This window comes from Paenibacillus validus NBRC 15382 (assembly GCF_004000985.1).
Lineage (GTDB): Bacteria > Bacillota > Bacilli > Paenibacillales > NBRC-103111 > Paenibacillus_G > Paenibacillus_G validus.
The window spans coordinates 1-21,896 of the sequence record NZ_BIMH01000060.1 but is presented as its reverse complement, the minus strand read 5'-3'; the positions used below and the strand labels follow the sequence as shown (position 1 = coordinate 21,896).

Genomic DNA, 21,896 nt, shown 5'->3' with positions numbered 1-21,896 from the left:
AATTTCCAGTCATTTTCGACTTCATTTTACATTTCCGTCAAAAGCGACTTTTATATAATATCACATCTGCCTACTGAATTGCAATAGTTATTTTTCAACTTTTAACTTGCAGTCCGTTAGTTCAGAAGCGACAAGGAGTAATATATCAAATCTGCAGCCGGAATGCAAGTGTTTTTTCGACAAAATAATTAAAAATGCTGAATCTGCGCAAAAAAAAGCGCGCGGCCTGTGTCTAAGCCGCGCGCTTTTCTATATAAAGCTACTCCCCTTGCCGCTCGCGCATCAGCGGGAACAGCAAGACGTCCCGGATCGAAGGCGCATCGGTCAGCAGCATGACCAAGCGGTCGATCCCGATACCTAGTCCGCCAGTAGGCGGCATACCGTACTCCAGCGCGCGGATGAAATCTTCATCCATCTCATGCGCCTCGTCGTTCCCCTGCTCCTTCTCAACAAGCTGCGCTTCAAAACGCTCCCGTTGATCGATCGGATCGTTCAGTTCGGTAAACGCATTGGCATGCTCGCGCGCCACAATGAACAGCTCGAAGCGATCCGTGAACCGCGGGTCCGTGCTGCTTTTTTTCGCGAGCGGCGAAATCGCTACCGGATGTCCGGTAATAAACGTAGGCTGAATCAGGGTTTCTTCCACGAACGTTTCGAAGAACTGGTTCACAATATGACCGAACGTCATCATCGGCTCCACCGGAACCTTATGCTCTTTCGCCAAACGATGGGCTTCTTCGTCGCTCATCTCCACGCTAAAATCGACGCCTACCACTTCTTTAATCGCGTCGACCATCGTCACGCGGCGCCAAGGCGGAGCGAGATTAATCTCTTGACCTTGGTACGAGATCGTCGTCGAGCCGAGAACTTCCTGCGCGATATGCGCAATCATTTCTTCCGTCAACTTCATGATATCTTGGTAATCAGCATAGGCTTCGTACAGCTCGATCATTGTAAATTCCGGATTGTGACGCGTCGAAATACCCTCGTTCCGGTATACACGTCCGATTTCGTACACTTTCTCCATGCCGCCGACGATCAAACGTTTCAGATGGAGCTCAATAGCAATCCGCATGTAGAGCTGCATGTCCAATGCGTTATGATGCGTAATGAACGGCCGAGCCGCAGCCCCGCCTGCGATCGCGTGCAAAGTTGGAGTCTCGACCTCCAAATAGCCCCGGGAGTCCAAATAGCGCCGCATGGATTGAATGATTCTGGAACGGGTAATAAACGTTTGTTGAACGTCCTGATTCATGATCAAGTCCACATAGCGCTGACGGTAGCGCAGTTCGACATCCTTCAAGCCATGGTATTTCTCGGGCAACGGCAGCAGCGATTTCGACAATACTTCGACGGACTTCGCCTTAATCGAGAGTTCGCCCGTTTTTGTCTTGAATACGGTGCCGCGTACGCCGATTAAATCGCCGATATCGAGGAGATCGTAGGCTTTGTATGGCGTTTCGCCAACCGTATCCGCGCGGACATAGATTTGAATTTTACCCGTGATATCTTGAAGATGGGCAAAGCCGGCCTTGCCCATTTCGCGCTTCTGCATAATGCGTCCGGCAATGCTCACTTCGACGCCGAGCGCCTCCAGCTCTTCTTTGCTCTGGGACTCATAGGCTTTCACAATATCCGCCGCATGATGGGTGCGATCGAACTTTTGTCCGAACGGGTCGACTCCGAGCCCGCGCAGCTCGTCCAATTTGTTGCGTCTAATTTGAAGCAGTTCATTTAATTCCAATTCCACTGTCATCATCTTCGCTCCTTGCTTGTTGAATAACCGGAAGCCGGGAGCCGACGCGACAACAGCGGGGCACCCGGACTATAGGCAAAAAAGCTTCCCGTGGAAGCTTCTTGTCGTTACTTCAAATTTTACTTCTTAATATCTACGATTTCATACTGAATGACGCCTGCAGGAACGTTAACGTCCACGACGGCACCTTTACGTTTGCCTAGAATAGACTTGCCAACCGGGCTTTCGTTGGAGATTTTATTCTGAAAGGGATCGGATTCCGCCGTTCCTACGATCGAATACTCGACAATATCTCCAAATTCGAGGTCTTTCAAGATCACTCGGGAGCCGACGTTAACCGTATCGGTGTCGACTTCGTCGTTATTGATGATACGCGCGTTGCGAAGCATCTTCTCTAACGTGATAATACGACCCTCAACGAACGCTTGCTCGTTCTTGGCATCTTCATACTCGGAGTTTTCGCTGATGTCTCCGTATCCGATAGCCACTTTAATCCGTTCTGCCACTTCGCGACGCTTGACGGATTTCAGATGTTCTAGCTCTTCTTCGAGCTTTTTTAAACCTTCCTGCGTGAGAATGACTTCTTTTTCACTCATTGCAACCTGTCTCCCGTCATGTGAAAGATTTTCATAAAGGAACCGCTAAATCGAATATGAGTTCACTGATTACTACTATATGAACGCGCAGGAACATCATGACTCCTGCCGACCTTGATGACTATTGACTGATTATATTTCAAGCCTATCTAAATGTCAATGTAAGCCATTTCGCGTCCATAACTCTCCATTTAGGGCCTTATTGCACCGTTGCAGCCCGGTCTTCCAGCGATTGTACGAAGTCGTTCAGCAGCTCGACCATGGCATCCCGCTTCGTCTGCTCCATAATCGCGTCTTTGATCCGAGCGCCTCCATGCAAACCTTTCAAATACCAGGCCAGGTGCTTGCGCATCTCTTTCACGGCAACCGACTCGCCTTTCAACGCCGTCAATCGGTCCAAATGCAAAATTGCGATGCGGATTTTCTCTTGCGGGCTTGGTTCCGGCGGAAGCTCCCCGTTCGTCAAGTATTGAATCGTCCGATACAGCATCCAGGGGTTCCCGAGCGCCGCCCGGCCGATCATCACCCCGTCCACGCCGGTATGGTCGAGCATACGCTTCGCGTCTTCCGGCGTAAACACGTCCCCGTTGCCAATCACCGGAATCGAAACGGACGATTTAACTTCTTTAATGATATCCCAATTGGCTTGCCCAGTATACATTTGCACCCGGGTGCGTCCGTGGACCGCAACCGCGGCGCCTCCGCCGTTCTCAACGGCCTTCGCGTTCTGCACCGCGTACACGTGCTCGTCGTCCCAGCCGATCCGCATCTTCACGGTAACCGGCTTGCTTACGGCCTTGGATACCGTAGACACCATCTGTTCGATTTTGCCGGGATCGAGAAGCCAACGGGCTCCGGCGTCGCATTTGGTGATTTTCGGCACGGGACAGCCCATGTTGATGTCGATGATGTCTGCGTTCGTATGCTCATCCACATACTTCGCCGCTTCCACCAACGTCTCCGTGTCGCCGCCGAAAATTTGCAGACTGAGCGGTTTCTCCCGCTCATCGACGAAGAGCATCTCCATCGTACGATGGTTACCGTGTAAAATCGCCTTATCGCTGACCATCTCTGCACAGACAAGGCCACAGCCGAATTCCTTCGCAATCAAGCGGAAGGCGGGATTGCAGACGCCGGCCATAGGAGCCAGCACGACCTTATTGGGCGCAGTAACATTACCGATTTGCAGCACTAGAGTTCACTCCTTCCTGATGAAAGCACTAGGCTCGATCGCTTCTTAAGGACGTCATGGCCGGAGCCAGCTCCTCGGGGTCGATGCCGAGCGTTTCGGATATTTTCAGAATGATCTTGGGATCCGCCTTGCGGGTTCCCCGTTCGATCGAACCGAGCACGGCAATGGATACGTCGAGCCGTTCGGCAAGTTCGTTTTGCGTGAAGCCTTTCAATTTACGAAAAGCGCGGATGCGCTGGGCTAGCATGTTTTTTTCCATAATAAAACGCCTTCCTTTCCTTCCACCAGCTCGAGCCGTTCGCGAAACAACTCGGCTCGAAGCGGTTCCCGTTGCGTCATCACATCGACAAGGGGCACCAGTACAAATGCCCGCTCCATCATCCGGGGGTGAGGTAAAATCAAATCCGGCCGATTCTGTACCCGGTCTCCAAAAAGCAGTAAATCCAGATCGATCGTCCGCGGCCCCCAGCGAATCTCCCGCTTGCGGCCAAGCTCGTGCTCCACCCGCAGCATCTCATGGAACAAAGCTTCCGGGCTTAACGTTGTGCTGACAGCGACGACCATGTTCAAGAAAGCCTCCTGCTCTACATATCCGACAGGTTCGGTTTCGTACAAACCGGAACATCCGGCGGCGACGATCTGCGGATGTTCCGTAAGCAGGCGAACTGCCTCCAGCAAGTAATGTTCCCGATCCCCGATGTTGGAGCCGAGACCGAGATAGGCGAGTTCCTGCGGCTCGCGCGTGTGCGCGTCCGTTTCGTTCATGCGTTATGCCCGCTTTCTGTGAATCTCCGCCGTAACGCCGTCAAAAAGAATAGCTACCGGCGGGTGGGGTTTCGTCACCCGAACTGTAATTGCATGTATACCAGTATAAGTTCGAAGCACCTCGGATGCAATATGTTCCGCAAGCGCTTCAATCAGTTTGAACGTTTTCTGTTCGACAATGGCTTTAACGAGCTCATGAACTTCGGCATAATTGACCGTGTCCTCAAGAGCGTCTGAATGACCGGGCTTGTCTAACGGCATGTACAGCTCCGCATCGACATAGTACCGCGCACCCAGCTTGTTCTCTTCCGCGTACACGCCGTGATAGCCATAAAAGGCCATCCCTTTCATGATGATTTTATCCAAAAGGAACGCGCCTCCTCCCCGTTTATGTTTCAACCTTGTGCCGTACGATAGCGTCCGTCATGTCGGCAACGCGGCGCATCGCCTTCACGTCGTGCACGCGTACGATTCCGCAGCCTTGCGCGATGCCCAGCGCAACCGTTGCCGCGGTCCCTTCGACGACGTCGTCCGCAGGGAGGTTCAGCGTCAACCGAATCATGCTTTTGCGGGAGGTGCCGAGCAGAACCGGGTAACCGAGAGCCCGAATGCGATGCAGCTCATTCATCAGCTGGAGATTCTGTTCGTACGATTTGGCGAAGCCGATGCCCGGGTCAAGGATGATCTGCTCGTCCCGAATGCCCGCAGCCTGGGCCCGGCGGATCGTTTCCTGTAAATCAGCCAGCACGTCATGCATAAAATTAGCATACACCGCTTCCTTGCGATTATGCATCAGCACAATCGGGCAGTCAAACTCTACCGCCACCTTGGCCATCTCCGCGTCCCTCTGCAAGCCCCATATATCGTTCAGCATCGACGCACCGGCCAGCATCGCCTTCCTTGCGGTCTCGGCCTTGTAGGTATCGATGGAGATGGGCGCCCCAATGCCCGCTTCGCGGATGGCACGAATGACCGGCAGCACCCGGCGCTGCTCCTCCTCGGCGCTTACCGGCGCAAAGCCCGGACGTGTAGACTCGCCGCCAATATCAAGGATATCGGCGCCTTCGGCAATCATCTGCCTGGCGCGGGCAACCGCCGCTTCCGGTTCGATATACGCACCGCCGTCGGAGAAAGAATCCGGCGTCACGTTCAGAATGCCCATGACAAGCGTGCGGGCTCCGTAATCAAGCCGGACGGCGCCGGAAGCAATGGTTTTCGTTTTATTCATTTACCCACTCTCTCCCTTCTGAAACAACCCTATTTATGCTATTCCGATAATGGCGCTGCAGCCGTTCGGTAACCGGCCCGACGCGGCCGCTGCCAAGTTTGAGACAATCGCCTGTTTCTTCGTACAGCTTCGTTACCGGAACAATCTCCTGGATCGAATTCGTCATGAACGCTTCGTCCGCTTCCGCCAGCTGCTCCCAGCCGAATCGGCCTTCTACGACATCGATCCCCAACTCATGTGCAGAGGTAAGGATAAAGCGGCGCGTTATCCCCGGGAGCAAGCCCGTATCGACCGAAGGCGTATACAGCCGGCTTCCCCGGGCAAAGAAAAGATTGCTCACTAAGCCCTCGCACAGGTGGCCTTGTCCATCGAGGAACAGTCCCTCGGCTCCCGCTGCCCACGGGTAACGGCGCAATTCTTTCTTCGCCTGCAGGTTATTCATGTAATGCAGAGATTTCAAGCGAACGGCGCCCTCCGGCGTATTTCGCCGCAAGACAAGGCGCTGCAGCGCTTTGCCCTCCCGGTGCAGCGCCGGATCAACGGGCGGCAGCGGCTTTACGTATATAACCTCGTTCGGCTTCTCATAAGCGCCGGCCGGCAGACCTAGCGCTTCAGGCCCAGCCGTTACCGTCAAACGAAAATAGGCATCGTGCAGTCCGTTGCTGCGGAGCAGCGCGTCGATACGCCGCTCAAGCGCAGCCCTGTCCGGCTTGTAGCGGATGTCGAGCTCGTCGCAGCCTTCCTGAAGCCGCTCCAAGTGCCAATCCAGCAAAAATGGCCGGCCTTCGTAGGTCCGAAACGTCTCGAATAAACCCATGCCGTAAAGAAAGCCGTGGTCGTATACCGAGACCACGGCTTGACTTTCTTCGATCAGGCTACCGTTCCAGTCCATGATCATGCCCGGTTCACAACCGTCTCCTGCAGGAAATTCCGCAAAATTTGGTGCCCATAATCCGTAATGATGGATTCCGGATGGAACTGCACACCCTCAATCGGGTATTCCTTATGCCGCAGCCCCATAATTTCGCCTTCGGCCGTCTCCGCGCTGATCTCCAGGCAATCCGGCAGCGTTTCTTTCTTGACGATCAATGAATGATACCGGGTCGCGGTAAAAGGCGAAGGAAGGCCTTTAAATAACGTGCGGCCGTCATGAATAATCTGGGATGTCTTGCCGTGCATCAACCGCTCGGCGCGAATGACGTCCCCTCCGAAAATTTGTCCGATCGACTGGTGACCGAGACATACGCCCAAGATCGGAATTTTCCCCTTAAAGTGATCGATCAGCGACAAGCTGATCCCCGCTTCGTTCGGCGTGCAAGGACCCGGGGAAATAAGGATATGATCCGGCTTCAGCGCTTCGATGCCCGCAAGATCGATCTCGTCGTTACGGCGAACGACGATGTCCTGTCCGAGCTCGCCGAGGTACTGTACCAAGTTATACGTAAACGAATCGTAGTTGTCGATTACTAAAATCATCGCTCTTTACCTCCTGCGGCACATTGGCTCCGCTCACTGTATTGGATGGCCTTCCACATCGCTTTGGCTTTGTTCATAGCTTCCGTATATTCCCGTTCCGGCTGCGAGTCGATTACGATTCCTGCGCCGGCCTGTACGTAACCTATGCCGCCGGCTGCGACCAACGTGCGGATAATTATATTAAATTCCATATCGCCGTTATAGTCAATCCAACCCATGGAACCCGTATACGGTCCGCGCCGCACCGGCTCGAGCTCCTCGATGATTTCCATCGTGCGAATCTTCGGCGCGCCCGTTATCGTTCCTCCGGGAAATGCAGCGCCGATGACGTCAAAAGCATCTTTTCCGGGAGCAAGCCGCCCCTCCACCTCCGAGACGATGTGCATCACATGAGAGTAATATTCAATGACCATGAAGTCGCTGACTCGAACGGTTCCATATGCGGAGATGCGGCCGAGGTCGTTGCGCTCTAGATCGACGAGCATAATGTGCTCGGCCCGCTCCTTCTCATTATCGATCAGCTCGCCCGCCAGGCGGCGGTCTTCATCCGCATTCGCCCCCCGCGGGCGCGTGCCCGCGATCGGCCGCGTGCGGACGACGCCCCGCTCCAGCTGTACAAGCAGCTCGGGCGAACCCGAAACGAGCTGAAAGTCGGCGAAACGCAGCAGCCCCATGTAGGGAGACGGGTTAACCGCCCGCAGCCACTCGTAAATATCGTCCGGCGACGACCTGAGCAGTTGATGTTGACGCAAGGACAAGTTGACCTGGAAGACATCGCCCGCTCCGATATAATCGCGAATGCGGTCGACCGCCGCCATGAACGCTTCCCGCGAGAAGTCGGGCGTTACGCCCTGCATGGCCTCAAGGTCGATTTCCAGCCGGTCCTCCTCTATGCTGCGGCGCTTCCTGTCCAACTCAAGCGCGATTTCGGGTTGATGCCGACTTGCGTCGATACGGTCCCATTGCGCTTTCATCGCATCCACCGCTCGCGAAGCTTCGTCATAGCGCGCCTTCAGCCACGATTCGTCTTCCTGCCGTTCCCGTGGACAGTGGACGTTATAAGCGCAATAGAGCTTGCTTTCCTGTTGATCGATAATCCACAGCTCGTCCATCCGCACGAACGCATAATCCGGGACCGGCAAATCGGCCGCCGCCCGATCGGGCAGCCGCTCGATTGTACGCACCACGTCATAGCCCCAGAAGCCGACGCACCCGCCAATCCATTTCGGCGCCCCATCGACTGCAGGCCCACGGAACGGAGCCATCCAACGTTTGACCAGCGCAAGCGGGTTGCCATGCAGGCGAAGCGGCTCCTTCCCTCGCTCGAGCACTGTCGCTTCCAGGCCGGTTCCCCGAATTTCGGATACGGGCTTCAGTCCGAGGAACGTATAACGTCCGCCCTTTCCGCTTTCCAGCACGAAGGATCCAGGCTCAGCCGCCTGCCACGCCGGGGCCCAGGAGATGACCGTTGGTTCCTGTATGGGGTAGCTTCGCACGTAAGGCAGCACCGAATAATCTTTCGCCCAAGCCTTCCAAGCCTCATAAGATGTCAGAATCATCCGCCATTCCGCCTTTACCGTTCGTTCCGATTGTGATATTGGGATTAGTATACTTGAAAACCGCTGTGAAAAAAAGAGGGCCTTCGCTCCCATCAACAGGAAGAGCCCGCTCGTGAGGAGCGGGCTCGGGTTAAGCGTAAAGACTAATCTTCAAATTGATACAAAGGCGTGGACAAGTAACGTTCGCCGTTGCTCGGAACGATGGCTACGACACGTTTGCCTGCGCCCAGTTCTTTCGCCACTTTCAGAGCGGCATAGATCGCTGCGCCGGAAGAAATACCGCCAAGGATCCCTTCTTCTTTGGCTACACGGCGGGACGTCTCGAACGCATCTTCGTTCTCCACTTGAATGACGCCATCGTAAACGGAGGTGTTCAGAATATCCGGCACAAAACCGGCTCCGATTCCTTGGATTTTATGAGGACCTGGTTTACCGCCGGAAAGCACTGGAGATGCTGCCGGTTCTACCGCATAAATTTTGATGCCCGGGAAGTTTTCTTTCAGCACGCTGCCGGCGCCTGTGATCGTACCGCCCGTGCCGATGCCGGAGATGAACGCATCCAGCTTGCCGTCGTGGGCTTTGATCGCTTCGACGATTTCCGGACCGGTTGTCTCGCGGTGAATTTTCACGTTCGCTTGGTTTTTAAACTGCTGAGGCATGAAGTAGGACGGATTCTCAGCTTGAATTTCTTCAGCGCGCTTGATCGCGCCTTTCATACCTTCGGCCCCCGGCGTCAGAACGAGCTGTGCACCGTAAGCACGAAGCAGGTTGCGGCGCTCGATGGACATCGTTTCCGGCATAACCAGAATCGCTTTATAACCTTTCGCTGCAGCTACCAGAGCAAGCCCGATACCCGTGTTACCGCTGGTAGGCTCGACGATCGTGTCGCCCGGCTTGATGCGGCCTTCTTGCTCAGCCACCTCGATCATGCTGATCGCAATACGGTCTTTCACGCTAGCACCCGGGTTCTGGTACTCCAGCTTAACATAAATTTCCGCACTGCCCTCCGGCACGACACGGTTCAATTTGACAAGCGGCGTATCCCCAATCAAATCCGTAACGCTTTGAACTAATCTTGCCATTTGCGAATTCTCCTCCTCAAGAGCGGCTCAAAATATCCGAGTGTTTTGCTAGGTATTATATTTTCATATTATCAACCCCCGCCAAGGTTGTCAATATGAAAATTACATGGCATGGCTCAATACGTTCCGCTCACCTTGACGTTCCACTTTTCCCGCAAGCGCTGCATCGTTTCCTTCAAAGGCGGCGCTTCCCGCAGCGCCAATTCCTTGCGAACTTGCTCGCGTATCGCTTCCGGGCTGCCTTTGGACTGCACTTTACGCTCTTTGACCCGAACGATCACGAATTGTCCTTCGACTTCTACCGGTTTCGAAATTTGCCCTGTCTGGAGCGACTTGGCAGCTTTCATAATAGGAGCCGGCACGAACGGATCGTCCTCCTCAAACCATCCGAGATCGCCGCCGCTCCCTCGCGTCGCATCGTCGAGGGAACGCTCCTTGGCGACCCTGGCAAACTCCGTCCCTTTGGCCAAATCATTCAACGCACGCTGTGCCTGTTCCTTGCTCGCTGTCACGATCTGCTCCAACCGAAGCAGAACGGTCGCCTTAAATTCGTCGGGATGACTTGCGATATAATCATCCACGTCGGCGTCGTCGATGGCGATGCCTTGAATCGAAATCTTTTCCGTATAAAGCTTGTGACGGACGTCCTCATTCAATTGCTCACGCGTCAATCCAAGCTGTTCTTCCATCGCTTGATAAAAATCATTCTCGCTTTCGTAGCCTTGCTGCATCCGTTCTAGTTCCCGCTTGATTTCAGACTCGCTAACCTGAATGCCTAGCGTTTCCGCTTCCCTGCGAATGACCTCATGGTCAATCATTTGTTCGAGCGTCTCTTTGCCGTGTTTCTGAAGCAATTGTTGTTCCAAATCTCGCAGCGTAATATCTTTATCTCCGATGCTGGCAATCGTTAGCTCATGATCGGCCTTCGACGGTGGTTCGAGTATGGGATCCGCAGCGGGCTGAAGGAAGGAACGGGCCGTTAATACGGAGGAAAGGATGCCCACAGCGATCAGCAACACAGCGATCATTCCCCATAAAACCTTAACGTTTCGCATGTCCTATCCCCTCGAATGGTCACTCTCTATCTTCGGACAGACCTCTTCCGCCCCTCATCGCCTCTTAGATAGATTCAATCAGTTCGCTTAATTCGCTCCCGTTGAACCTATAGGTTTCATTGCAAAAGTGACAAGACACCTCTGCTTGCCCGTCCTCAGCCAGCAGTTGCTCCAGCTCGGAACGTCCCAGACTGATCAAGGTTTGCTCCACACGCTCTCGCGAACATTTGCATTGGAACTTGATATCGTCCCGACGTTCCAACACTTCCACATCGGGCAGCAGCGTCTTCAAAATCGACTCCAAGCTCTCGCCTTGATCGAGCAGCTTCGTAATTGGTGGCAGCTCCCCGAGCTGTTTCTCCAGCTGGGCGATCTCTTGACCGTCCAGGCCGGGAAGCAGCTGGATGATGAACCCTCCTGCAGTCTTCACGGTATAATCAACATCGACCAGCACGCCAAGCGCTACGGCCGACGGCGTCTGCTCGGATTGCGCGAAATAATAGGTGAAATCTTCGGCGAGTTCACCGGAAATTATCGGAATGCTTCCCCGGTAAGGCTCCTTTAAGCCTAAATCCTTGGTGATATACAAAAAACCGTCGGTGCCGACCGCACCGGCCACATCCAGCTTGCCGATCGCATTCAGCGGCAAGTCGACCGCCGGGTTATCCACGTAGCCCCGCACTTCGCCCTTGGCGTTCGCATCCGCTACGATTTGGCCGATCGGACCGCCGCCTTTGACTTGAACCGTCAGCTTCTCTTCGCCCTTCAGCATGGTCCCCATCATAAGCGCGGCCGTCACCGTTCGCCCCAAAGCCGCCGTTGCGGTCGGAGTCGTCTGGTGTCTGACCCGGAGCTCTTCCACGATATGCTTGGTCCGAACGGCAAATGCGCGCACCTTGCCGCCGAACGCCGTTCCTCGGATCAAATAATCTTCTTGCATAGGATCACATATTCCTTTCATAAATCAGTTGAAGCCCCTGTAAGGTTAACAGCGGGTTGACCAGCTCGATGGTACGCGATTCGCTTGCGATCAATTCGGCCAGACCTCCGGTCGCAATAACGCGGGGATCCTTGCCCGATTCCTGCTTGATCCGGTCGACAATGCCGTCCACTTGACCGGCAAAACCGTAAATGATGCCGGCCTGCATGGAATTGACGGTGTTGCGCCCGACCACGTTTTTGGGCTTTACAAGCTCGATGCGAGGGAGCTTGGCGGCGCGCTGGTACAGCGCTTCCGTCGAAATGCCGATGCCCGGAGCGACCGCCCCCCCGATATATTGCCCGGATTCGTCGATATAATCAAACGTCGTCGCCGTACCGAAATCCACAACGATACAGGGAGGACCGTACAAGTCGATCGCTGCCACCGCGTTCACGATGCGGTCGGCACCCACTTCTTTCGGATTTTCATAACGAATGTTCAGTCCGGTTTTGATGCCGGGACCGACGACAAGCGGCGTTTTCTTTAAATATTTTAAACATAAATGCTCGAGTACAAACATCAGCGGCGGCACTACGGAAGAGATGATAACCCCCTCAACCTGGTCCAATTCGATGCCCGCATGCTGGAACAAATTGTACATCATGATCCCGTATTCGTCTGCAGTGGTCGAACGATTCGTGCTCAACCGCCAGTGATGCAGCAGCTGCTTCTCTTCGTAAATACCAAGCACGATATTGGTATTCCCCACGTCCACTACTAAAATCATGCGCGCTCCTCCTTCTGCCCCTTCTGTTCGTTCAAATCCAAGCTGATGTCGAGCGCTTGCACCGAGTAGGTCAATCGGCCGACGGAAATAACGTCAACGCCGGTTTCCGCAATGAGGCGCACGCTGTCAAGGCTGACGCTGCCCGACGCTTCTACCATGATATGCGGGGCCTGATTTTTAATGCGCCGCACCGCTTGCTCCATTTGCCCGGGCTCCATGTTGTCGAGCATGATGAGGTCCGGACCGGCTGCGAGCGCTTCCTCCAGCTGTTCGAAGCTCTCGACCTCGACTTCAATCTTCATCGTGTGCGGAATGTTGGCACGCGCGCTTTTAATAGCTTGCGCGATCCCTCCGGCGCCTTTAATATGATTATCTTTGATCATGACCGCATCATATAAGCCATACCGGTGATTATGGCCGCCGCCTACACGCACGGCGTACTTCTCCAGCATCCGATGGCCCGGCGTCGTTTTGCGCGTATCGACAAGCCGGGTCGGGAGCCCCTCCAATCGATCGACAAACTGCCGCGTGCGCGTCGCAATGCCCGACATCCGCTGCAATAAATTCAATGCCAGCCGTTCTCCAAGCAAAATGCTGCGCGTGCTGCCCTCAATCTCGGCCAGCACCGTTCCATGGCTGACAGCTTGTCCTTCGCCAGCCAGAGCCTTGAATCTCAAGGCGGGGTCTACGACGGCGAAAACCGCCTTCGCAACCGGCAGTCCGGCGACGATGCCCGTGTCCTTGACATGAATGATTCCTTTCGATTCCGAAGCTTCCGGAATCGTCGTCATCGTCGTGACGTCCCCCATCCCGATATCTTCTTCCAGCCAGGCTTTTAGGTTATGTTCCAAAGCCGTCCGATTCAACTCAAACATCGTCAATCCGTCCTTCCGTCGTTCCATTCACCCGGTTGAATACCGTATGTTTACGCCACAGCAAGTCATCGCGTTCGGGAAAATCTTCTCTGTAGTGTCCCCCGCGGCTTTCCTCCCTAATCAGGGCGGCTTGTGTCGTCAGAAGTGCACAAATAAGCAGATTCGCGAACTCATACTCCTCCCGTTTGGCTAAGGAGTTGTCGAAAATAGCCAGATGCCGCTTCAATTCTTCATACCCTTTGGCCAGTCCTTTGCCATTGCGTTTCAAGCCAGCGTAACGCAGCATCAGCTTCTGCAGCTTCAGCTTCTTCTCCACGACCGGTTGAATGGCTTGCCCCGTAGCACGCCCCCGCTCGCTAAGCACTGGTGTTTCCGTTATCTTATCCAGCTCGCGGATACGCTCCACAATCCGGCGTCCGAACACGATCGCCTCGGACAACGAATTGCTGGCCAGCCGATTGGCTCCGTGCACGCCGGTCGACGTGACTTCGCCGCAGGCGAACAGCCGTTTTACCGTCGTTTCGCCGTGCAAATCCGTCTCCACGCCCCCCATCATGTAATGGGCGGCCGGGGCGACCGGGATCCAGTCAGAGGATAAATCCAGGCCGAAGGTCAAACAAGTTTCATAGATCGTAGGAAAACGGTATTTAACCGTCTCCTCGGATTCGTGCGTAAAGTCAATGTAAACGAAGGTCGACTTCGTCAGCTCCATTTCGCTGACGATCGCACGCGCGACGATATCCCGGGGCGCCAGCTCCAGTTGAGGGTGGTAACGATCCATGAAGCGTTCTCCATTGATGTTGCGGAGAACCGCTCCCTCGCCCCGTACCGCTTCCGAGATCAGGAAACGCGGGGCGCCCGGATAACAAAGGGCCGTCGGATGAAATTGAATAAACTCCACATCGCGTATGTTAGCTCCGGCCCGGTAAGCGATGGCGATGCCGTCCCCGGTCGCAATGTCCGGGTTGGTCGTATAACGGAACAACTGCCCCGCTCCGCCGCTGCACAACACCGTGGCGTTAGCGCGTATGAATACTTTCTGCCCGTCAGGCTTCTGAACGAGAGCCCCGAAGCATTCGCCGTCCTGCGTAATGAGATCGATCACAAAATGATCGTCCCAAATTTCAATATTCGGGTCCTGCTTGGTCCGTTCGGACAACGCGCGTACGATCTCCGCGCCCGTCGCATCTCCTTGCGCATGCAAAATACGCCGCTGGCTGTGCGCACCTTCTTTCGTAAGGGCGTACCGGCCGTCCTCCATATCAAACTCTGTGCCCATCCGGATCAAATCTTTCACCCCGGCAGGGCCTTCGTGTACGAGAACGTCCACAGCCGAAGAGGAACATAAGCCCGCTCCGGCAATTAGCGTGTCTTGCCGATGATAAGCCGGAGAATCCTCATCGGAAATAACCGCGGCGATGCCTCCCTGTGCGTAACGTGTGTTGCTGTCCAGCAGCGATTTTTTCGTGACCATCAGCACTTTATGCGTTTCGGCGCTTCTAAGCGCGGTAAAAAGACCGGCGATGCCAGCGCCGATCACGATCACGTCAGTATATACGGTAGGAAGCTGCTGCAAATCGAAATTGACCATATAACGGGGGATCATGAGCCTCCACCTTCCTAACAAGAGAAGTAGCGCATGCTACTTGACCTGCAGCATGCGCTCCAAGGATGCACGGGCCTTATCGGCCACGTCTTGCGGTACGTATACTTGGGGACTGTTCGTCTCCAAGCATTTAACCACTTTCTTCAAATTATTCACTTTCATATTCGGACAAACCAAGTATTTGGTGGCAAAATGAAATTGCTTATGCGGGCTGTCAAGGCGCAGCTGATACCCGGTGCCGTCTTCTGTGCCGACGATAAATTCCTTGCAATCGGATTCCTTGCAGTACTTGATAATGGCCGTCGTGCTGCCGACGAAATCGCCCATTTTGACAACCTCCGGACGGCATTCGGGATGAACCACGAATTGGGCGTTCGGGTGCAGAGCTTTCATCTCCTCAACGTCTTTAACGGTCAGCATATCATGAGTGTTGCAGTAGCCTTCCCAGATGATCATTTTCTTGTCCGTGAACTTGGATACGTAGTCACCCAGATTCTTATCCGGTACCCAGATGATTTCATCGGAATCTACCGAGTTTATGACTTTGATGGCGTTAGCCGACGTACAGCAAATGTCCGTTTCGGACTTCACTTCGGCCGATGTATTGATGTACGCGACGACCTTGGCATTCGGATGCTGTTTCTTCAAGGCGCGAAGCCCGTCAACATTGACCATATCGGCCATCGGACAACCGGCGCGCTCATCGGGAATAATAACCGTCTTGCCCGGAGCCAAAATCTTAGCGCTTTCTCCCATAAAGTGTACACCGCAAAATACGATGACATCGGCATCCGTCGATGCGGCTTTTTGTGCAAGAAGGAACGAATCCCCGCGGAAATCGGCTACTTCTTGAATTTCATCCCGCTGATAATAATGGGCAAGTATAATGGCGTTACGCTCTTTCTTTAATTGAGCGATCCGTTCTTTCAGCTCGCGCTGCTGCTCGGCTTTGCGCTCCAGTGCCAGTGCTTCCATAACACACCTTCCTTTGCTTTCCTCTCGAATGTAAAGACCCCGAAATAGATGGTGAAAATGTTCACAAAGATAATAAAGATTTACACCTAATTTACACGCGGGGGCCCCGCCATGTCAATGTTTAAATACCTACAAAAAGAAACAAATATACGCTTCGGACACATCGCCTGTACAACTGCTTATCCCTCACGGCCAGTTTCTCGCTTATCAACGCTTTTTGCCTGATACAAAAAGGAAAAACCGGCACCTTTCGGCACCGGTTTGCGTGATATTATTGATCCTGCTCGTCATCCGAGCTTTTCTTCTCGATATCGAGCTTATTGGAGTCCGCAGCTTGGTCTTGGCTTTGGATGTTCACTTTGACATCATCGTTCTTGCCGTCAAGCGCCGGCTCCTCATCAGGAACCGCACCCAATTTGCCGCTGTCGATCAGTTCTTTAATTTGATCTTTCTCGAGCGTTTCTTTCTCGATCAACGTCTCGGCGATCAAACGAACTTGGTCGCTGTATTTGGTGAGAATCTGTTTGGCACGTTCGTAACAAGCGCGAATGATCGACTGCATTTCTTGATCGATCTCATAAGCGATCGCATCGCTATAGTTCTGTTCATGCCCGATATCGCGGCCGAGGAACACCTGGCCCTGCGTCGTACCGAACTGCATCGGTCCAAGCTTATCGCTCATCCCGAACTCGGTTATCATCCGACGAACGATGCCTGTAGCGCGCTGGAAGTCGCTGTACGCGCCGGTTCCGATTTCGCCGATGAACAACTCCTCGGAAACGCGTCCGGCCAACAAGCCGGTCACTTTGTCGAGCAGCTCGTTCTTCGTCTGCATCATCTTGTCTTCGCCTTCTTTAGGCAGCATCATCACGTACCCGCCCGCGCGTCCGCGCGGGATGATCGTAACTTTGTGCACCACATCGGCATGCTCGGCGTGAATCCCGACGATCGTATGACCCGCTTCGTGGAAAGCGACCATCCGCTTCTCGCGTTCGCTGATGATGCGGCTCTTCTTCTGCGTACCGACAACAACGCGGTCAAAAGCTTCGTCGATCTCATCCATGGAGATGTCTTTGCGATTGCGGCGGGCCGCAATGAGCGCAGATTCGTTCAACAGGTTCTCCAAGTCCGCGCCGGAGAAGCCGGTTGTGTAACGAGCCAGCTGATCCAGCTTCACATCCTTGGCCAAAGGCTTGTTGCGCGCGTGTACCTTCAGCACCGCTTCGCGGCCCTTCACATCCGGACGGTCAACCGTGATTTGACGGTCGAAGCGTCCCGGACGAAGCAGCGCAGGGTCCAGGATGTCCGCACGGTTGGTAGCGGCAACGATGATAATGCCTTCGTTCGCTCCGAATCCGTCCATCTCTACGAGCAATTGGTTCAAGGTTTGTTCCCTCTCGTCATGACCGCCGCCGAGACCGGCGCCGCGCTGACGACCAACCGCATCGATTTCGTCTATAAATATGATACAAGGCGCATTCTTTTTGGCGTTCTCGAACAAATCGCGCACCCGGGACGCACCGACACCGACGAACATTTCGACGAAGTCGGAACCGCTGATGCTGAAGAACGGAACGCCGGCTTCGCCAGCCACCGCTCTGGCGAGCAACGTCTTACCCGTACCCGGAGGGCCTACGAGCAGCACCCCTTTCGGAATACGCGCCCCTACAGCCGCAAACTTGCGCGGGTCTTTCAAAAACTCTACGACTTCCACCAGTTCTTGCTTCTCTTCATCGGCTCCGGCCACGTCTTCGAAGGTGACGCGTTTCTTCTCTTCGTTGTAAAGCCTTGCCCGGCTCTTCCCGAAGTTCATCACCTTACCGCCGCCGCCCTGGGCTTGATTCAGAAGGAAAAAGAACAAGATGAAGATGATGACAAACGGAATAATGGAGGTGAGGAAACTAATCCATACGTTGTCCCCTTCCATCTTCTCGATAAATACGTTACTTGCGGGAATGTCGCTTTGCTCGATCAAGCGGAAGATGTTTCCGCTGCTCTCTTCATACGGCGCCCGGGCTTCGAAATTTTTCTTTTCCGGCGTATCCGCGTTCTTTAGCTTCCCCCTGACCAAATACGTCTGAGCATCATACTTGACGATGATCGATTCGACGTTCTTGTTCATCAAATGTTGTCGGAGTTCGCCATAGCTGACTACGGATTTCTGATCGTTCTGGGTGCTGATGAAATGGACGATTCCAACGGTGACCAAAAAGATGAGCAGATAAAAGCCTGTATTACGTATAATGCGATTCATCCCCTACCTCCTCTCAACAAACGGCAACTTTGTATATTGTACCACAGCAAGTCTCGGCATCTCAAGAAATGCTACGTGGAGTAAATCTCGGGCTTTAAAATGCCGACATAAGGCAAATTGCGGTACTTCTCCGCATAATCGAGGCCGTATCCGACAACGAATGCATCAGGGATGACAAAGCCTTTATAGTCTGCGTCCAAATCGGCCGTTCTACGCGCAGGCTTGTCAAAAAGTGCCGCGATGGTGATCGAAAGCGCATTGCGCCGTTCCAGCACGTCGATCAAGTAGCTAAGCGTCAAGCCGCTGTCGATGATGTCTTCAACGATGAGTACGTGGCGGCCTTCGACGGAGATATCCAGGTCTTTAATAATCTTGACGACTCCCGACGATTTGGTGGAATGTCCATAACTGGATACGGCCATAAAATCGATTTCGAGAGGGATCGTAATATTTTTAACCAGATCCGACATGAAAATAAACGCACCTTTCAGCACGCAAATGACGAGCGGATTCCGGCCTTCAAAATCTCGACTGATAATCTCTCCCATTTCCTTCACTTTGTCTTGAATTTGTTGCTCGCTGTACAGGATTTCTTGAACGTCGTTTTGCAAGAGAGGTCCTCCTACTGTTAGTTAAAATCGCATTGCCATTCGATATGCAGCTTGCGCCTGCCGTCCTCGCGGACTAAAGCCTGCGCCGATCTTCTCACGCCCGGCAGCCACAGAATTCGTCCTTCGGCATCGGTCACAACCGGTGTACGCTCCCGCAGGTAAGGCGGTACTTTCGCATCGATGAACATATCTTTCACTTTTTTCGAACCGTTTAACCCAAGCGGCGACATCCGGTCACCGGTTTGGCGGCTTCGAACCGATAAAGGAAAGGACATGTCCATAACGTCGAACACCGCTTCGCGGACGCCCAGGACTGACGGCATCGGGTCATCCGGCTCCAGCCAGCGAAACACCATCCGCGCGCCGGTTTCGGGTATGAATAACTCGGTCTGTCCCTCGCTTACATGGTAAGCGTACGGGGGGGGTGGTAACACCATCCTATGTATCATGACACGATCATATTCCCTGCGAAACGTGAGACGGGAATCGACATCCATGCGAACGCTTCCGGCCTTCGTCTGAAGGACGGCGTTCCGTAGTTGTTCGATCTGATGATAATCGACGGAATCCGGGTCCAGCGCAAGATAACTTAATATTAGTTTAATCAACCGCCTTTGTAAAGCGACGTGAACCCCGCCGAACCATTGGGCCGACCAAGCAACGGAACCGTTTTCTGCGTTCACAAATTGTTCGAAAAGCGCTCTCGTTTGCTGCGTGAGCAAGTCGTCCTCTTCCGCCGCCAATATCGCCAGACGGTTTAACGACTCGGGCAGCCGATCCTGGTAACGCGAAAGATACGGCAGTACCTCCAATCGGATTTGATTACGGAAATACTTCGTCTCCAGGTTGCTGCTGTCCGTTCTGAAGGTTAACCCGCGCTGCTCGCAGTACCGAATAAGCTCGGCCTTATATATACGTAACAAGGGCCGAACAAGTTCCAAATCTTCCGTCTCGGATCTCCGCAGCGGAATACCCGCCAAGCCGGAAGGGCCCGTACCTCGAAGCAGACGCATAAGCACCGTCTCGGCCTGATCGTCGGCGTGATGGGCCAATGCGATCCGCCCTGCCCCCGCTTCACGCGCAGCCTCGCGCAGGAAAGCATAGCGGAGTGCTCTGGCAGCGGCTTGCGCATTCGCCTTCGTTCCCGCCAAATAGCCGGGCATGTCCAGCACCTTCAAGTAAAAAGGCAGCCGTAACGAAGCGGCCAGCTCTCTCACGAACTCCGCTTCTTCGTCCGCCTCCCGTCCTCGAAACCCATGATTGACATGGGCCACCGATAACCGCCAACGATGGCGTTCGGATAACGCAAAAAGGAGATGCAGCAGCGCCACGGAATCCGGACCGCCCGATACCGCTACCACTACTCCGTCCCCCGCTTCAAGAAGCGACTCTTCATCAATGAATCGCTCCACCGTGGACATTAACGACCAAGCTGCATCCATACTGAATTTCCTTCCTTCTCTCCTTGGGCATGACTCAATGCAGCGAAAAATAGACGGCTGCCGCGAACAACATCAAGGATGCGGCAAAGCAAGCTTTAATCCATGCGCCGTGCTTATTCCGCTTGGTGACCGGCCGCGCAGCGAGCATGCTTTTGGCCCGCCAATCCGCAAGCGCCTGCTTAGACGTTTCGTATCGTCCGGTCAGCGCCTTGCGCAAAATCGGCTCCACGGAAGCAAGCGACTTGTTCGCCTTCAGCAGGTCGAGCAGCATGTCTACGGTGCGGTTCTGCGGAAGCATGGAAGCCGCTCTCGCAAACGTACGCTCGCGGTCGGCCACACCCAGCATTAACGCAGCGAACGAGAACAAATCATAGGCTTCGCTTGCCACCCGGGAACCGCCGCCCCAATACCCGCGGTCAAATACCTCCGTAAACTGTTTGACGGCACGCCCTTTGGCCGTGACGCCTCCGAAGTCGATTAACTCGACGTCACCGTATTCCGTTATGAGCATGTTCTCCGGCTTCAAGTCGCCGAACACGTAACCGCCTGCATGTAATTCGGTCAGCTTGCGCAGCAGATTGAGACCGATCAAATAAATCCACTCAATCCCTTTATCGCGAATAAAATCGTTTAACGATTTTCCTTTAATATATCGCATCACGCTGAACGGATAATCGACTCCGCTCCAGCAGAAATCGTCCGCTTCCAGCCAAAGCTGTTGAAACGAAGAGGCAGATTTCGACAACGCTTGTAACGCATTCACTTCGGATTGATGATCCAATGAATCGAAGCCCATCTTTAGGGCGAACTGCTGTTTGCCGCGGCGAACCAAATACACCTTGCCGTTGGCGCCTTCTCCGAGCAAGCGTTCGACTTGATACTGGTTCTTGTTCCATTTGCCTTGTATAACGGTTCCCGCCGCAAATGAGGGTTCAAACGATGTAGTCACTCCAGATCCCTTCCTCACGCGATCTTCCAAGACCGGTGATGTCGTGTACCTCCGACTTGGTCTCGTACCCATACTGTGTATCCCCGGTATTCCCGGCTACAAAATGAACGACTTTTAATAAGGCGGGCCCTGTGGGCGTCGTTCCCCTCATGTTTAATTTATAGAACAACCTGTTCAAATTTGCAAGATCGCGCGTCCAACCGAGGTCCATTTCGACCTCTTGGTCGCCTGATAGATTCGCCGGGAAGTGAAAGACGGATAACAAACTTTCGCCGGCCCGCGACTGCAGGCTGAGCTGCAAATCGTAAATCGCCTCTTTCACCGCCTGCAGCTTCGGCTTCATGCTCGCGCTCGCGTCGATCAGCAGTGCGACTTTCAGATCGGCTTTCTCCGACCAATCGTCGATCACGCGCACAACCTCGGAGCGTTCGTTCGGCGGCAGCGCTTCGAGCTTATCGTGTCCAAGGATGCTCCGCAGCTCAGCCCCGACAGCTTGCTGAACTGTCTGCACAACCGTTTTACGCGTCATCATCTGAACGGTTTGGGACAATTGGGCCGGTTTCACCAAGCGGCTGATCCCCCCGCCGGCCTGGGCAATCTCATGAATCTCGACGGCGCCGAGGTCGCCGATCTCCCCGGTGTCCGCAATGCCGACTACATGCACGACAATGCCTTCCGCCTTGGCATGGGCCGCGGCGATGACCGGGCTTATGCCGACATTCGAGCAGCCGTCCGTAATCAATATAATTTGTTTCATGTCGATCCC

Annotated in this window: 22 protein-coding genes; all 22 read right to left on the bottom strand. The window is 54.1% G+C overall.

The window, feature by feature from the left end; translation table 11 throughout:
- Positions 1 to 259 precede the first annotated feature (259 nt).
- Positions 260 to 1,756 (bottom strand): lysine--tRNA ligase, encoded by a 1,497-nt coding sequence (gene lysS / locus PVA01S_RS23790; RefSeq protein ID WP_127610094.1) that lies wholly within the window; start codon positions 1,754 to 1,756, stop codon positions 260 to 262.
- A 119-nt stretch (positions 1,757 to 1,875) separates the two neighbouring features.
- Positions 1,876 to 2,352, bottom strand: a complete 477-nt coding sequence (greA, locus tag PVA01S_RS23785) for a transcription elongation factor GreA (RefSeq protein WP_127610092.1) — start codon at positions 2,350 to 2,352, stop codon at positions 1,876 to 1,878.
- A gap of 199 nt (positions 2,353 to 2,551) precedes the next feature.
- A complete protein-coding gene (gene dusB / locus PVA01S_RS23780; protein WP_054800164.1) occupies positions 2,552 to 3,544 on the bottom strand; it encodes a tRNA dihydrouridine synthase DusB in 993 nt (330 codons plus the stop codon).
- Between the two features lie 28 nt (positions 3,545 to 3,572).
- Complete coding sequence (locus PVA01S_RS23775; RefSeq protein WP_127610090.1) at positions 3,573 to 3,803, bottom strand: helix-turn-helix domain-containing protein; 231 nt, start codon at positions 3,801 to 3,803, stop codon at positions 3,573 to 3,575.
- Positions 3,785 to 4,309, bottom strand: coding sequence for a 2-amino-4-hydroxy-6-hydroxymethyldihydropteridine diphosphokinase (gene folK, locus PVA01S_RS23770; protein ID WP_127610088.1), 525 nt, complete (start codon positions 4,307 to 4,309; stop codon positions 3,785 to 3,787). Before folK ends, PVA01S_RS23775 begins: the two co-directional genes overlap by 19 nt.
- A 3-nt stretch (positions 4,310 to 4,312) precedes the next feature.
- A complete protein-coding gene (folB, locus tag PVA01S_RS23765; RefSeq protein ID WP_054797903.1) occupies positions 4,313 to 4,675 on the bottom strand; it encodes a dihydroneopterin aldolase in 363 nt (120 codons plus the stop codon).
- Between the two features lie 22 nt (positions 4,676 to 4,697).
- On the bottom strand, positions 4,698 to 5,537 hold the full coding sequence (folP, locus tag PVA01S_RS23760) for a dihydropteroate synthase (protein WP_127610086.1): 840 nt from the start codon (positions 5,535 to 5,537) through the stop codon (positions 4,698 to 4,700).
- On the bottom strand, positions 5,530 to 6,435 hold the full coding sequence (gene pabC, locus PVA01S_RS23755) for an aminodeoxychorismate lyase (protein ID WP_127610084.1): 906 nt from the start codon (positions 6,433 to 6,435) through the stop codon (positions 5,530 to 5,532). The genes folP and pabC overlap by 8 nt, the downstream gene beginning before the upstream one ends.
- Entirely contained in the window at positions 6,432 to 7,013 is a 582-nt protein-coding gene (gene pabA / locus PVA01S_RS23750) for an aminodeoxychorismate/anthranilate synthase component II (RefSeq protein WP_054797902.1), read from the bottom strand. The genes pabC and pabA overlap by 4 nt, the downstream gene beginning before the upstream one ends.
- Positions 7,010 to 8,572, bottom strand: coding sequence for an anthranilate synthase component I family protein (locus tag PVA01S_RS23745; protein ID WP_054797901.1), 1,563 nt, complete (start codon positions 8,570 to 8,572; stop codon positions 7,010 to 7,012). Before PVA01S_RS23745 ends, pabA begins: the two co-directional genes overlap by 4 nt.
- Positions 8,573 to 8,715: 143 nt before the next feature.
- Positions 8,716 to 9,654: a cysteine synthase A gene (gene cysK, locus PVA01S_RS23740; RefSeq protein ID WP_127610082.1), complete on the bottom strand. Its 939-nt coding sequence runs from the start codon at positions 9,652 to 9,654 to the stop codon at positions 8,716 to 8,718.
- 116 nt (positions 9,655 to 9,770) lie between these two features.
- The gene (locus PVA01S_RS23735) at positions 9,771 to 10,709 is read right to left on the bottom strand and encodes a peptidylprolyl isomerase (protein ID WP_127610080.1); all 939 of its coding nucleotides are present in this window, start codon (positions 10,707 to 10,709) and stop codon (positions 9,771 to 9,773) included.
- Positions 10,710 to 10,773: 64 nt separating this feature from the next.
- Positions 10,774 to 11,649: an Hsp33 family molecular chaperone HslO gene (gene hslO / locus PVA01S_RS23730; RefSeq protein WP_127610078.1), complete on the bottom strand. Its 876-nt coding sequence runs from the start codon at positions 11,647 to 11,649 to the stop codon at positions 10,774 to 10,776.
- A gap of 4 nt (positions 11,650 to 11,653) precedes the next feature.
- Positions 11,654 to 12,418, bottom strand: a complete 765-nt coding sequence (locus PVA01S_RS23725; protein ID WP_054797900.1) for a type III pantothenate kinase — start codon at positions 12,416 to 12,418, stop codon at positions 11,654 to 11,656.
- Positions 12,415 to 13,293, bottom strand: a complete 879-nt coding sequence (gene nadC / locus PVA01S_RS23720; RefSeq protein WP_054797904.1) for a carboxylating nicotinate-nucleotide diphosphorylase — start codon at positions 13,291 to 13,293, stop codon at positions 12,415 to 12,417. Before nadC ends, PVA01S_RS23725 begins: the two co-directional genes overlap by 4 nt.
- A complete protein-coding gene (nadB, locus tag PVA01S_RS23715) occupies positions 13,286 to 14,899 on the bottom strand; it encodes an L-aspartate oxidase (RefSeq protein WP_127610076.1) in 1,614 nt (537 codons plus the stop codon). The genes nadC and nadB overlap by 8 nt, the downstream gene beginning before the upstream one ends.
- Before the next feature lie 36 nt (positions 14,900 to 14,935).
- The gene (nadA, locus tag PVA01S_RS23710; protein WP_127610074.1) at positions 14,936 to 15,874 is read right to left on the bottom strand and encodes a quinolinate synthase NadA; all 939 of its coding nucleotides are present in this window, start codon (positions 15,872 to 15,874) and stop codon (positions 14,936 to 14,938) included.
- 271 nt (positions 15,875 to 16,145) lie between these two features.
- Entirely contained in the window at positions 16,146 to 18,128 is a 1,983-nt protein-coding gene (gene ftsH / locus PVA01S_RS23705; RefSeq protein WP_054797898.1) for an ATP-dependent zinc metalloprotease FtsH, read from the bottom strand.
- Positions 18,129 to 18,199: 71 nt separating this feature from the next.
- On the bottom strand, positions 18,200 to 18,739 hold the full coding sequence (gene hpt / locus PVA01S_RS23700) for a hypoxanthine phosphoribosyltransferase (RefSeq protein ID WP_127610072.1): 540 nt from the start codon (positions 18,737 to 18,739) through the stop codon (positions 18,200 to 18,202).
- Positions 18,740 to 18,756: 17 nt separating this feature from the next.
- Complete coding sequence (gene tilS, locus PVA01S_RS23695; protein ID WP_127610070.1) at positions 18,757 to 20,181, bottom strand: tRNA lysidine(34) synthetase TilS; 1,425 nt, start codon at positions 20,179 to 20,181, stop codon at positions 18,757 to 18,759.
- 34 nt (positions 20,182 to 20,215) lie between these two features.
- The gene (locus PVA01S_RS23690; RefSeq protein ID WP_054797897.1) at positions 20,216 to 21,130 is read right to left on the bottom strand and encodes a protein kinase domain-containing protein; all 915 of its coding nucleotides are present in this window, start codon (positions 21,128 to 21,130) and stop codon (positions 20,216 to 20,218) included.
- The gene (locus PVA01S_RS23685; RefSeq protein WP_127610096.1) at positions 21,114 to 21,887 is read right to left on the bottom strand and encodes a vWA domain-containing protein; all 774 of its coding nucleotides are present in this window, start codon (positions 21,885 to 21,887) and stop codon (positions 21,114 to 21,116) included. Before PVA01S_RS23685 ends, PVA01S_RS23690 begins: the two co-directional genes overlap by 17 nt.
- Positions 21,888 to 21,896 lie beyond the last annotated feature (9 nt).

What these genes read in the sequence shown, in the direction of transcription:
- lysS (WP_127610094.1), bottom strand. Translation starts at nt 1,756, where the DNA reads ATGACAGTGGAATTGGAATTAAATGAACTGCTTCAAATTAGACGCAAC.
- greA (WP_127610092.1), bottom strand. Translation starts at nt 2,352, where the DNA reads ATGAGTGAAAAAGAAGTCATTCTCACGCAGGAAGGTTTAAAAAAGCTC.
- PVA01S_RS23775 (WP_127610090.1), bottom strand. Translation starts at nt 3,803, where the DNA reads ATGGAAAAAAACATGCTAGCCCAGCGCATCCGCGCTTTTCGTAAATTG.
- folK (WP_127610088.1), bottom strand. Translation starts at nt 4,309, where the DNA reads ATGAACGAAACGGACGCGCACACGCGCGAGCCGCAGGAACTCGCCTAT.
- folP (WP_127610086.1), bottom strand. Translation starts at nt 5,537, where the DNA reads ATGAATAAAACGAAAACCATTGCTTCCGGCGCCGTCCGGCTTGATTAC.
- pabC (WP_127610084.1), bottom strand. Translation starts at nt 6,435, where the DNA reads ATGATCATGGACTGGAACGGTAGCCTGATCGAAGAAAGTCAAGCCGTG.
- pabA (WP_054797902.1), bottom strand. Translation starts at nt 7,013, where the DNA reads ATGATTTTAGTAATCGACAACTACGATTCGTTTACGTATAACTTGGTA.
- PVA01S_RS23745 (WP_054797901.1), bottom strand. Translation starts at nt 8,572, where the DNA reads ATGATTCTGACATCTTATGAGGCTTGGAAGGCTTGGGCGAAAGATTAT.
- cysK (WP_127610082.1), bottom strand. Translation starts at nt 9,654, where the DNA reads ATGGCAAGATTAGTTCAAAGCGTTACGGATTTGATTGGGGATACGCCG.
- PVA01S_RS23735 (WP_127610080.1), bottom strand. Translation starts at nt 10,709, where the DNA reads ATGCGAAACGTTAAGGTTTTATGGGGAATGATCGCTGTGTTGCTGATC.
- hslO (WP_127610078.1), bottom strand. Translation starts at nt 11,649, where the DNA reads ATGCAAGAAGATTATTTGATCCGAGGAACGGCGTTCGGCGGCAAGGTG.
- PVA01S_RS23725 (WP_054797900.1), bottom strand. Translation starts at nt 12,418, where the DNA reads ATGATTTTAGTAGTGGACGTGGGGAATACCAATATCGTGCTTGGTATT.
- nadC (WP_054797904.1), bottom strand. Translation starts at nt 13,293, where the DNA reads ATGTTTGAGTTGAATCGGACGGCTTTGGAACATAACCTAAAAGCCTGG.
- nadB (WP_127610076.1), bottom strand. Translation starts at nt 14,899, where the DNA reads ATGATCCCCCGTTATATGGTCAATTTCGATTTGCAGCAGCTTCCTACC.
- nadA (WP_127610074.1), bottom strand. Translation starts at nt 15,874, where the DNA reads ATGGAAGCACTGGCACTGGAGCGCAAAGCCGAGCAGCAGCGCGAGCTG.
- ftsH (WP_054797898.1), bottom strand. Translation starts at nt 18,128, where the DNA reads ATGAATCGCATTATACGTAATACAGGCTTTTATCTGCTCATCTTTTTG.
- tilS (WP_127610070.1), bottom strand. Translation starts at nt 20,181, where the DNA reads ATGGATGCAGCTTGGTCGTTAATGTCCACGGTGGAGCGATTCATTGAT.
- PVA01S_RS23685 (WP_127610096.1), bottom strand. Translation starts at nt 21,887, where the DNA reads ATGAAACAAATTATATTGATTACGGACGGCTGCTCGAATGTCGGCATA.